Source organism: Microbispora sp. H10836 (genome assembly GCF_012999525.1).
Taxonomy (GTDB): domain Bacteria; phylum Actinomycetota; class Actinomycetes; order Streptosporangiales; family Streptosporangiaceae; genus Microbispora.
This window is the reverse complement of the sequence record NZ_JABBWU010000022.1, coordinates 17,876-29,109: the sequence shown is the minus strand read 5'-3', so window position 1 is coordinate 29,109 and position 11,234 is coordinate 17,876. Positions and strand designations below refer to the sequence as shown.

Sequence of the window (11,234 nt, the reverse complement as noted above, 5' to 3'; positions counted from 1 at the left end):
CATCGCGAACCCGTCGCCTCTCGTCCCCTCATGTGTACGGCGGACGGATTGACCACCGGTTGACATCCGCTTGCAAACGGCGCGACCGGGGGCGTTAAGGTGAGGCTTGCCTAATCAATGGCGACGACCGGCGGTGAGAGCACGTGCGGATCCCTGACCCTACGGCGGCCTCCGTGTTCGGCCTGCCACTGTGGCTGGTAGTCACGGTCGGCGCGGTCGCCCTCTTCGGCGCGTTCCAGGTGTACTACTGGGTCGGCCGCAGGCTCGGCGAGGCGCTCTACCGCTCGCGCGTCGGCCGCAGGATCGGCCGGGAGCGGATCGAGCGCGTGGAGAACGTGGTGCGCCGGTGGGGCGCGCTCGCCGTGTACGGCTGCTTCTGGGTGCCGGGCCTCCGGCACACGCTGCCGTGGGTGGCCGGGGCGCTGCGGGTGGACTACCGCTGGTACCTGGTGGCCAGCGCCCTCGGCTGCCTGACCTGGGTGCCGGTGACCTCGTTCGGCCTCTACTCGCTCCTGTGGGCCTGGCTGTCGCTCGCGGCCCGGTCGCCCGCGCTGGCCGCCGCCGTCGCCGCCGTCGTGGCCGTGGCCGTCGCCCTCCTCGTACGGCGCCGCCGCAGGAGGGGCCGGAGCGGCGACGCACCCGCCGCGTCCGAAGCCGTGCGATCATGACGGGATGCGTAACGGGGTACTCATCGCGCTGGCCGCCGCCCTCGTCACGGCAGGGACCGCCGCCGCGCCCGCACGCGCCACGACGGACGCCGCGTCCGGCCGGGGGCCGTCGGTCACGGCCCGGGAGGCCTATCTGGTGGACACCACGGAGGGAACGGTCCAGTTCGCCAAGCGCGAGACGCGCCGGGTGCCGGTCGCGAGCCTGACCAAGGTCATGACCGCCTACGTGGTCCGGCGGCAGGCCCGGCTGGACGACGTGGTGACCATCACCAAGGCCGATGTGAGGCACGCGCTGTCCGGCGGGGCCACGACGGCGGGGCTGCGGGCGGGCGAGCGGCTCACGGTGCGTGACCTGCTCTACGGGCTCATGCTCCCCTCGGGGGCGGACGCCGCCCACGCCCTCGCCGAGCGGTACGGCCCGGGGACGGCGAAGTTCGTCGCCAAGATGAACGACGCGGCACGCGGCCTCGGACTGCGCGACACCCGCTACGCCAACCCCGACGGGCTGCCGTCGAAGGGGTACTCCACGGCCCGCGACCAGGCGGCGCTGACCATGGCCGCGCTGCGCGACCCCGTGATCGCGGCCATCGCCAGGACGCCCACGCGGGTGGTCCGGAAGTCGGCCCTCCACCGGGGGCACGTGTGGCGCAACACCAACGACCTGCTCGACGACGGCGCGGTGGGACTGAAGACCGGCTTCACCAACCAGGCGGGCTACTGCCTGTCGTTCGCCGCCGTCCGGGACGGGCGCACGTACGTGGGGGTCGTGCTGGGCGAGCGCAGTGACAAGGCCAGGTTCGCCACCGCGCGCAAGCTGCTCGACTGGGCCACCGAGGGAGCCACCGAGGGAGCCGGTGAGGGAGCCGGCGAGGAAGCGGTCGCGGGGGCGGGGGTCACGCTCCCCTGAGCAGGCCGTGGCAGGCGATGGCCGCGGCGGCCACCACGTTCAGGGAGTCGACGCCGAGGTCCATCGCCCGCGTGCTCATCGGGATGCACACGGGCTGGTCGGCCTCGTGCAGCCAGTGGGACGACAGCCCGTCGCCCTCCGAGCCGAGCATCAGCGCGACCCGGCCGGACAGCGGGGCCTTGTCGAGCGGCACGGCCGACTGGTCCGGTGTGAGCGCCAGCAGGCGGAACCCGGCCGTCCTGATCTCCGCCAGGCCGCCGTGCCAGTCGGTCATCCGGGCGTACGGGATCGCGAACACCGCCCCCATCGACACCTTGACGGCCCTCCGGTAGAGGGGGTCGGCGCAGCGCGGCGACAGGACGATCGCGCCGACGCCGAGCGCCGCCGCGCAGCGGAAGATCGCCCCGACGTTGCCGTGGTCGACGAGGTCCTCCAGGACGAGGATCCTCGGCCCCGCGTCCGCGAGGAGTTCACCGATCGGCGGAAGCGGGGTGCGCTCCATCGCGGCGAGCGCGCCCCGGTGGACCTGGAAACCGGTGACTCCCTCCATCACCTCGTCGGAGACCAGGTAGACGGAGGCCTCCCCGATGACGTCGGCGAGCACGTCGAGCCACTTGGCCGTGGTCAGCACCGAGCGCACCGGATGGCCCGCGCCGATCGCCCGCCTGATGACCTTCTCGCCTTCGGCGACGAACAGACCGCGCTCGCTCTCGACGCTCTTGCGCAGATCGACGTCGCGCAACCGCACATAGTCCGCCAGGCGCGGATCGGCGGCGTCCTCGACCGGGATGACCACGGGCCAAGGGTACGGCCTGCGCCGGACCCTCCCGCACGCATCAGGCGCATGTTGTCGCTTTTGCCAGTATCGTTCCGTAAACCTGTTACGGCCAGTGGATACCGGAGAGGGCACCGTGGGCGGACGGCACCGCACAGACGAACTCGATGGCGGCTCAGACCCCCAGTTCGAGCCACCGCCGCGGCGGCGGGCGGGGCGCGGGACGGTGCTCGTCCCGCTGGCCGGCGCGGTCGCCCTGGCCGTGCTCCTCGGCGTCGCGGCGTACGTGGTGGTGAACAAGGGCCCGGGCTGCGCGGGCGAGAAAGTCAAGCTCTCCGTCGTCGCCTCACCCGACATCCACCCGGCCGTCCAGAAGATCGCCACCAGGTTCGGCAAGTCGGGCCGGGCCGTCGACGGCAAGTGCGTCGCCGTCACGGTCAAGGCCGCCGAGCCGGCCGACGTCGCCAACGCGATGGCGGGCACCGGCCCAACCAGCGGCAAGCTGAACCCCGACCTGTGGATCCCCGACTCCAGCCTGTGGCTGAGCGGCGTCAAGAACGCGCCCGAGCCCGCCGGGAACGCCGCCAGCACACCCGTCGTGCTGGCCGCTTCCAAGGCCGGCGCGGACAAGCTCCAGTCGGCCTTCAGCCCGAGCTGGACCGGCCTGATGAGCGCGGCGAACGCCGCCAACCCCGACGGCCTGGCGCGGAAGGTGCGCGTGCTCGCGCTCGACCCCACGCAGAACGCCGCCGGTCTCGGCGCGCTGCTGGCCGGGGCCGCCGTGCTCAAGCAGGGAGGCGGCAACGAGGAGACGCTCGTCGGCGTGCTGCGCCGGCTGTCGGAGTCCACCGTGTCCACGCCCGACAGCATGTTCGCGACGCTGACCAAGGCCGCCGCCCGCATCCCGGTGGGCGTGACGTCCGAGCAGGCCGTGTGGTCGTACAACACGACGACGACCCCCTCGAACCCGGCGGTCGCGCTGTATCCCGCCGAGGGCACGATCAGCCTCGACTACCCGATCATCGTCACGGCGAAGGACTCCGCGACGCGCAAGGCCGCCCAGGCCCTGGCGACCGAGATGACCTCGCCCAACGGCAGGAAGACGGTCCAGGACTACGGCTTCCGCACGCCCGACGGCGCGGGCGGCGGCCTGCTGAAGCCCGACAACGGCGTGAACGCCAAGAAGCCGGCGGCGATCCCGCTGCCGGACACCGCGACCGTCACCCGCCTGTCCCAGGCCTGGCACCAGATCAAGCTCGGCACGAAGATGCTCGCCCTGATCGACATCTCCGGGACCATGGCGCTGCCCGCCGACAAGACCGGCGTCACCCGGATGCGCGCGATCACCGACATCAGCATCGAGGGCCTGAAGCTGTTCCCCGACAAGGCGGAGATCGGCATCTGGGCCTTCTCCGACAACCTGCGCGGCGAGGGCGTCGACTGGAAGCCCGTCGTGCAGATCGGGCCGCTGGCCCAGCAGATCAACGGGGTGACCCGCCGCGACGTGATCGCCCAGGCGCTGCGGCAGGCGAAGGCCATTCCCACGGGCAACACCGGCCTGAACGACACCCTGTGGGCCGCGTACCAGAAGATGACCAAGGAGTACGAGCCCGACAAGGTCAACACGATCCTGCTGTTCACCGACGGGGTCGGCAACGACGACCCGAACGGCGGCATCTCCAACAGCGAGATCCTGCAGAAGCTGAAGGGCGCCTTCGACCCGAAGCGGCCGGTGAGCCTCCTGATCATCTCGTTCAACACGCAGAAGGACGAAGACCGGACGCAGATGACCTCCATCGCGAAGGCGACCGGCGGCGCCGCCTACTTCCCGCAGACGGTTCTGGAGATCCGCAACATCTTCCTCAAGGGCATCGCACGGCGACTCCAGTAGCAAGAGTCCCTCAGGCACCCGTTTTCGCAGGTCATGCCCGTTGGGCATGACCGCGCGACCCGTAAACGACGCCAGCGGGGACGGCGTCCCACTCGTGTGGGGACCGGCGAGACCAGGTTCCGTCACACGGGGAGGAATGTTCGTTGCCCGTATGGCCCGGCGTCGGGAGAGCCGACGACCACCGACTGCTGGAGGCGCTGCGGCGCGGGGGCGGCACCGACGCCCAGGCCCCGGCCGCGCTGTACGACGCGTACGCCGACCGGCTGAGCGACTACGCGTACGCGCTGCTGGGCGACCTGGACGCCGCGGCCCGGGCGGTGCACGACGCGCTCGTCGCCGCCTCCTGCTCCGCCGGCCGGTTGACGGAGCCCACCCGGCTGCGGGCGTGGCTGTACGCGCTGACCCGGTTCCACAGCGCCACTCAACGAGGGGCCACTCAACGAGGGGCCACCCGGAGAGAGACCGCGCGGGACGGCGAGGACGGCACCGGACCGGTCATCACCGTGGAGGAGTCCGCGGATCCCCCGCTCGCCGCGCTGGTCCGCGAGGCGCTGGGAGAGCTCGGCAACCATGAGCGCGAGGCGCTCGAACTCGCCCTGCGGCACGGCCTGACGGCGGCCGAGATCGCTTCGGTCCTCGGGCTCGCCTCCCGGCAGGTGTCGGCTCGGCTCACCCGGGCCCGCGACCACCTGGAGAACGCCGCCGCGGCCCTCGTGCTGGCCAGGGCCGGCCGGGCCCACTGCCCCGAGCTGTCCGCGCTGGTCGACCACGGCGTGGGCGCCAGCTGGCAGGACGGTCCCCTCGCTGCTCCCCTGCGCAAGCGCCTGAGCAGGCACATCGCGGGCTGCGAGATCTGCCGCGAGGGCCGGGGCAGGCACGTGTCGGCCGGGCGGCTGCTCGACATGATCCCCGTCGCCTTCCCCCCGCTGTCGCTGCGCCGCCGGGTGATCGAGTCCGCGCTCCGCGCCGACCCCCACGACGGCGCCACCGCTCTCCTCGACCGGCGCGGCTTCCCCGCGGCCGCGCAGCCGGCGGCACGGGCACGGCGCGGACGGGCCCGCTCCCGCCCGCTGCGGACCGCGCCCGTCATGCTCGCCGCCGTCTGCGTGTTCGGCACGGCGGGCGGGCTCGCGCTGGTCTCGGGGCAGGCGCCGGCCGAGCACCTCGAGGCGATACGCATGCCCCCGACGGCGGCCCCGGGGGACCCGACCCCCGGCGATCCGGCCCCCGGCGACCTGGTGCTCGGCCCGGAGGAGAGCGACCCGCCCCTCGACCCGCCCCTCGACCAGGCCACCCCGACGCCCGCCGACGACACGCCGACCCCACAGGACGATCCCCCCCAATCGGCCGCGACCGCCCCGTCCCACACCACCGCACCCTCGGGGCGGTCGCGGCCGACTCCCACCCGTACGCCGCGCGCGCCCCGGCCGGCCCTGACGGCGCTGTGCCCCGGAGACCTGGGCACGGCCGCGGGCACGTCGGTCACGCTGGCCGCGCGCGACGCCGTGATCGAGTGGACGGCCAGCACCTCGGGCGGGATCGCGGTCTCGCCCCGGCACGGCAGGCTCCGCGCGGGGGCGAGCGGCCGGGTGGTGCTCGCCGTCGTCGATCCGGGGGTCGCGGGCACGGGCGTGGTGACCTTCCAGTCCTCGGCGGGCCGGCCCTCCTGCCGGGTCACCTGGGACGGCCAGGAGGGGACCGGCGAGGCCGACCCGGTGCCCGACCCGACCTCGGGCTCCGGTAGCGGTCCCACGGCCGAGCCCCCGGGCAGGTCCGACGGCAGCCCGCCTCCGGCGGTCGACACCGCGGCGAGTCCCTCACCGTGACGCATCCGTCACAGCATCACCATTTGTTACACCCTCGTTGGAAGATTGGCACCCGCCAGTAACAATCCGGCGTAGCCAGGTGTCAGCGGAAGTTTGGAAGGGGAAAAACGACGCGACCGAGGATTTGAGGGGGCATTGTGGCCCAAGCATGGCTGCCCGGCGCAAGCCGACTTCCCTCCCCCGGGGACTCCGGAGCGATGCTCGGAGGAGCCCCGAGGACCGTCTGGTTCATCTGGCCCGCCGATCCCCAAGGGGTCTCGGCCAGGTCCGTCGCCCAGCGGCTGATCCAGCTCCACCGGCCCTCCCACCTGGTGTGGAACCCGGTGACCGGGGAGATCGTCCAGTCGCTGCCGCCCACCCGGGCGGCCGGCGGGCTCACCGCGGACCGCGGCAGGAACGGACGGGTCTGCGTGCAGATCCAAGTCATCGGCTCGGCGAGGGAACCGTTCACCGACACCAAGCTCGACGGCCTGGACGACATCCTGGCCTGGCTCGACTCCTGGGGGGTGCCACGCCGCTGGCCGGCCGGCCCCCCGCTGCCCTACCCGCACTCCGTGGCCGCCGAGCGCAACAAGCGGCTGTGGGCGCGGGGCGGGCACTTCGGCCACTCCCAGGTGCCCGGCAGCAGGGAGGGCGACCCGGGGTCGATCGACATCGCCCGCATCATCGGCGAGGAGGCGCTCAACCTGGAAGTCCCCCTGCCCGGAAGCGAGTTCAGGCTCCTTCAGGAGGTATGAGCTCCCGTATCACCGCGCACCCGCGCCGCACGTCGGCCCGGGAGGCCGAGCCGTAGCCCAGCACGAGGCCGTGCACCCGAGGCGGCCCGTGGTGGTGCGGTTCGGTCGTGTCCAGGAGCACGCCGCGTTCCCCGGCCCGCCGCACGAGGCCGGGGACCACGCCGGCGGGCAGGGCGACCATGACGTGGAGACCGGCCGTGTCACCCCGCACGTACGGCCCGAGCGCCTCGACGATGGCCGCCCTCCTGCGGGCGTACTCCAGCCGCATCCTGCGCAGGTGCCGGTCGAGGTCGCCGCGCTCCAGCAGGGTCGCCACGGCCCGCTGGACCGGCCCCGACGTGCGGTCGGCCAGGCGCACCCGGCGTTCCGCGACGGCGTCGAGCAGGCCGGCGGGGGCGACCAGCCAGCCGAGCCCGACGTCGGGCCCGAGCGACTTCGACAGTGTGCCGAGCAGCACCACCCGCCCGGGATCGAGCCCGTAGAGCGCGGGCAACGGCGCGACGTCGTAGCGGAACTCGGCGTCGTAGTCGTCCTCGACGACGATCGCGCCGGTCCTGCGCGCCCAGGCGAGCAGCTTCTCCCTGCGCGGGATCGGCAGCCTGCCGCCCACCGGGAACTGGTGCGCGGGCGTGGTGTAGAGCACGCGCAGGTCGTCGGGGAGCGCCTCGACGATCACACCCTGCTCGTCCACGGGGCAGGGCACGACCTCGGCGCCCCGGGAGGCGAAGATCCGCCGGGCCGCCCGCCAGCCGGGTTCCTCCACCCCGGCCCGGGTCCCCGGGCCGAGCAGCGTGGCCGCGATCAGGTCCAGGCCGTTCCCGGTGCCCCTGGTGACCATGACGTTCCCGGCGCCCACCGGCACGGCCCTGGCCCTGCGCAGGTGCTCGGCCAGCAGTTCGCGCAGCTCCGGGTGGCCGTAGGGGTCGGGGAACGCGTTCAGCGGGAGCTCGCCGGCCGAACGCCACGCCCGCCGCCAGGCCGCCGTGTCATACCCGAGCACCCACGGTCGCCCAGGCCGCAGGTCCACCACCCCCGGAGGCGCCTCCTCCCGGTGGCCGCCCCGGTTCGCGTGGACGGCCCGGCCCTCGGCCTTCTCGTACGGCAGCGCCTCGTCGGCCACGTACGTGCCCGAGCCGTGCCGCCCGTCCAGCCATCCCTCGGCGTACAACTGCTGGTAGGCGTCGGTCACGACGGTCCTGCTGACGCCGAGCAGGGTGGCGAGCCCCCGGGTCGACGGCAGCCGCTCCCCCGCCCTGAGCCCGCCGGTGCGCATGGCCTCCCGCAACTGGGCGGCCACCTGGACGGCGAGCGGCACCCCGGATTCGCGGTCCACCGTCAGCGGCACGTCGATAGTCGAACGCAAGTGGTCTCCCCGTATGGGTCGTGAGTGGACGTGTTCCGCCGGTCCACTTCGCCCTAACGTAACGGACATGCTCTCCACAACCGCCCGTACCACCCTCAACCGCGCGAAGGAACGGGCGCGGACCGACCGCGCCGACCTGTACGCGATCCTCGACGCCGGCCTGATCTGTCACTTCGGCGTGCTGGCCGGCGGGTCCCCCATGGTCGTCCCCACCGGCTACGGGCGGATCGGCGACACGCTCTACCTCCACGGTTCCACCGGCGCGACCTCGCTGCGCGCCGCGCTCGGCACCCCGGTCTGCGTGACCGTGACCCACCTCGACGGGATCGTGCTCGCGCGCTCCGCGTTCCACCACTCGGTGAACTACCGCTCCGCCATGGTCTACGGCCTCGCCCGGCTGGTGGACGACCCCGAGGAACGGCTCGCCGGCCTGCGGGCCATCACCGAGCAGCTCGCTCCCGGGCAGTGGGACGTCGTACGCCTGCCGGACCGCAAGGAGATCGCCGCCACCGCCGTCGTCGCCCTGTCGCTGGAGGAGGCGTCGGTGAAGGTGCGGCAGGGACCGCCGAAGGACGACGACGAGGACTACGACCTGCCGGTCTGGGCGGGCGTGCTGCCGCTCACCGTGGCCTGGGGCGCCCCGGAGCCCGACCCGCGCCTCGCCCCCGGCATCCCCGTTCCCGCACATGTCGTAGACCGATAAGCCGTATTTGTAAGCGGATTGCAAGCGGTTTCAGTGAAACTGTGGCCGACCTATTGATCTGGGGAGGCCTCATGAGTTCCGCCGAGCACTGGAATGTGCCCGGTTACAGGGTGACGCGTGAGCTGGGCGCGGGAGGCGGCGGCCGCGTCGTCCTCGCCGTCCACGAGCAGTCGGGCGCCACGGTCGCGATCAAGTACCTGTCGGAGGACCTGCGCCGGGACGAGGGGTTCGTCGCCCGCTTCCGGCAGGAGGCCCGCCTGCTCGTCGAGCTGGACGACCCGCACGTGGTGCGGCTCTACGAGTACCTGGAGACCGGGCAGGGCGCCGCGATCGTCATGGAACTGGTCGAGGGTCCCACCCTGCGCGCGCTGCTGCGCGAGCAGGGCCCGATCGGTCCCGAGGCCGCGCTCGCCGTCCTCAAGGGCTCCCTTCTCGGCCTGGCCGCCGCACACGGGACCGGCGTCGTCCACCGCGACTACAAGCCCGAGAACGTGCTGGTCGCCACCGACGGGACGAGCAAGCTCGCCGACTTCGGCATCGCCGTGCGGGCCGGAGGGGCCCCCGCCCCCGCCGGCACCCCGCCGTACATGGCCCCCGAGCAGTGGACGGGCGCGGCCGCCTCCCCGGCCTCCGACGTGTACGCCGCCACAGCGGTCTTCTTCGAGTGCCTGACCGGGCACCGGCCCTACCGCGCGACCGAGCACGTCGTGCTGCGGCACATGCACATGACCGCGCCCGTGCCGGTCGAGGAGATCCCCGCGCCGCTGCGGCAACTGGTCGCGCGCGGCATGGCGAAGGACCCCCTGTTGCGGCCGGCGAGCGCCGCCGCGTTCGTCTCCGAGCTGGAGGAGGCCGCCACGGCGGCGTACGGCCCGGCGTGGGAGGAGCGGGGCCGCCGCAGGCTGGCCGCGCTCGCCGCCGCCCTGGCCGCGGCGTTCCCGCTGAACCGGGTGCGGCCCACCGAGACCGGCACCTCGCTGTTCACCACGGCGCTGCGGTCGGTGCGGAGCAGGGGCGTCCTGCTCACCGCCGGGGCCGTGCTCATGGTGGTCGCGGCCGGCGGCATCGGCGCGTACGCCCTCGGCTCGGCCGGCACGCGCACCGTCGCGGCGTCGCAGGACACGGCGTCCCAGAGCACGGGACCGGGGGACACGGGCGTGCCCGCCACGGCGTCCGCGTTTCCGGCCGGCCCGGAGGAGAGCCCTTCCGAAGCTCCCTCCGCGGCACCGGAGGAGACGCCGCAGGAGAGCCCGGACGACACCTCCTCCGAATCCCCCTCGGCGGCGCCCTCGGTCAAGCCGTCTCCCACGCCGTCTCCCAAGGCCTCCCCCAAGACCTCTCCGAAGCCGTCTCCGACCCCAACGCCCAAGCCATCGCCCAAGCCGTCGCCCTCTCCCGCGCCGCTCAAGGTCTCGGACCTGGACGTCGGCGGGCTGTCGTACAAGGCCGGGGCCGGTAAGGACGAGGCGACCGGCACCGGAACGGTCACCGTCAGGACCAGCGGACCGGGCAAGGTGACGCTGACCGTGCGCTTCACCGCGAACGGCACGGTGACCGCCACCCGCACGCTCACCCTCAGCGGCGCGACCTCCTACACCCGCACCCTCTCCGGCGACCTCGGCCGCGTCTGCTCGGGCACCTGGGGCATGAGCGTCACCACCGGCCCGGCCGCGCCGGGCGGCGCCCAGGTCGCCACGGCGAAGGCGCCGGCGTGCCCGACCTCCGTCACCTCGGTGAAGGTCGGCACACCGGCCGTGTCCTCGGCCGGGGTCGCGACGGCCACCGTGACGGTGACCACCGACGGCACCGGCCAGGTCGACCTCACCGGCCGGTTCTCCGCGCCCTCCGCGGGCGGCGGCACGACGACGGTCCACCTGTCCGGAGCGAGGACCTACACGCGGACGCTGTCGTACACCTTCTCCAGCCGTCCCTGCGGTGAGAACGTCACGTTCAGCGCTTCGACCGACCCCGCGGCCCCGGACGGCACGGCGTCGGGTTCGGTCACGGTTACCTGCCCCGCCTCGGTCAGCCAGGTACGTGTGCAGAGCCTGTCCATCAGCGGGACGACGGCCACGGCCACCATCGCCGTCACCACAGGCAACACCTCCGCGGTGCGGCTGGACGTCGCCTGGATGACGGGCGGCTCCAAGGCGGCCACCAGGACCTACAACCTGTCGGGCAAGACCGGCTACACGGTCACCGCCACATACACCTACTCCCGCTGGCCCTGCGACTCCTACGCGGTCACCGCGTCGACCTCACCGGCCGCGGCGGGCGGTGCCTCCACGGTCACCCGGAACACGGATCCCTGCATCAAATGACGCGGACAATCCCTGACAATCCCATCTGACTAAATAGTGACTT

The 11,234-nt window shown here is 73.3% G+C and carries 9 protein-coding genes; 7 read left to right on the top strand and 2 right to left on the bottom strand.

Annotation, left to right across the window (positions count from 1 at the left end):
* Positions 1 to 173 precede the first annotated feature (173 nt).
* Complete coding sequence (locus tag HHX30_RS31955; RefSeq protein WP_311922958.1) at positions 174 to 668, top strand: VTT domain-containing protein; 495 nt, start codon at positions 174 to 176, stop codon at positions 666 to 668.
* Positions 669 to 672: 4 nt separating this feature from the next.
* The gene (locus HHX30_RS31950; protein ID WP_169986651.1) at positions 673 to 1,575 is read left to right on the top strand and encodes a D-alanyl-D-alanine carboxypeptidase family protein; all 903 of its coding nucleotides are present in this window, start codon (positions 673 to 675) and stop codon (positions 1,573 to 1,575) included.
* On the opposite strand, the gene HHX30_RS31945 is transcribed toward HHX30_RS31950, so the two are convergent.
* A complete protein-coding gene (locus HHX30_RS31945; RefSeq protein WP_169986649.1) occupies positions 1,562 to 2,371 on the bottom strand; it encodes an RNA methyltransferase in 810 nt (269 codons plus the stop codon). The genes HHX30_RS31950 and HHX30_RS31945 overlap by 14 nt on opposite strands.
* 205 nt (positions 2,372 to 2,576) lie before the next feature.
* Between HHX30_RS31945 and HHX30_RS31940 the strand changes: the two genes are divergently transcribed.
* The 3 genes from HHX30_RS31940 (at position 2,577) to HHX30_RS31930 (ending at position 6,804) form a co-directional block, all read left to right on the top strand.
* On the top strand, positions 2,577 to 4,241 hold the full coding sequence (locus tag HHX30_RS31940; RefSeq protein ID WP_311922957.1) for a substrate-binding domain-containing protein: 1,665 nt from the start codon (positions 2,577 to 2,579) through the stop codon (positions 4,239 to 4,241).
* A gap of 143 nt (positions 4,242 to 4,384) precedes the next feature.
* Positions 4,385 to 6,067: a sigma factor-like helix-turn-helix DNA-binding protein gene (locus HHX30_RS31935; protein WP_169986647.1), complete on the top strand. Its 1,683-nt coding sequence runs from the start codon at positions 4,385 to 4,387 to the stop codon at positions 6,065 to 6,067.
* A 197-nt stretch (positions 6,068 to 6,264) separates the two neighbouring features.
* Positions 6,265 to 6,804: a hypothetical protein gene (locus tag HHX30_RS31930; RefSeq protein WP_169986645.1), complete on the top strand. Its 540-nt coding sequence runs from the start codon at positions 6,265 to 6,267 to the stop codon at positions 6,802 to 6,804.
* On the opposite strand, the gene HHX30_RS31925 is transcribed toward HHX30_RS31930, so the two are convergent.
* Entirely contained in the window at positions 6,782 to 8,167 is a 1,386-nt protein-coding gene (locus HHX30_RS31925; protein WP_249350674.1) for a PLP-dependent aminotransferase family protein, read from the bottom strand. The two genes, HHX30_RS31930 and HHX30_RS31925, sit on opposite strands and share 23 nt — an antisense overlap.
* Positions 8,168 to 8,234: 67 nt before the next feature.
* On the opposite strand from HHX30_RS31925, the gene HHX30_RS31920 reads away from it, so the two are divergent.
* Together HHX30_RS31920 and HHX30_RS31915 are read left to right on the top strand one after the other, a co-directional pair.
* A complete protein-coding gene (locus HHX30_RS31920; protein WP_169986641.1) occupies positions 8,235 to 8,870 on the top strand; it encodes a pyridoxamine 5'-phosphate oxidase family protein in 636 nt (211 codons plus the stop codon).
* Positions 8,871 to 8,941: 71 nt separating this feature from the next.
* Entirely contained in the window at positions 8,942 to 11,191 is a 2,250-nt protein-coding gene (locus HHX30_RS31915; protein ID WP_211592863.1) for a serine/threonine-protein kinase, read from the top strand.
* Positions 11,192 to 11,234 lie beyond the last annotated feature (43 nt).

Coding starts and splice junctions, on each gene's coding strand:
- HHX30_RS31930 (WP_169986645.1), top strand. CDS start 6,265: ATGCTCGGAGGAGCCCCGAGGACCGTCTGGTTCATCTGGCCCGCCGAT.
- HHX30_RS31915 (WP_211592863.1), top strand. CDS start 8,942: ATGAGTTCCGCCGAGCACTGGAATGTGCCCGGTTACAGGGTGACGCGT.
- HHX30_RS31950 (WP_169986651.1), top strand. CDS start 673: ATGCGTAACGGGGTACTCATCGCGCTGGCCGCCGCCCTCGTCACGGCA.
- HHX30_RS31920 (WP_169986641.1), top strand. CDS start 8,235: ATGCTCTCCACAACCGCCCGTACCACCCTCAACCGCGCGAAGGAACGG.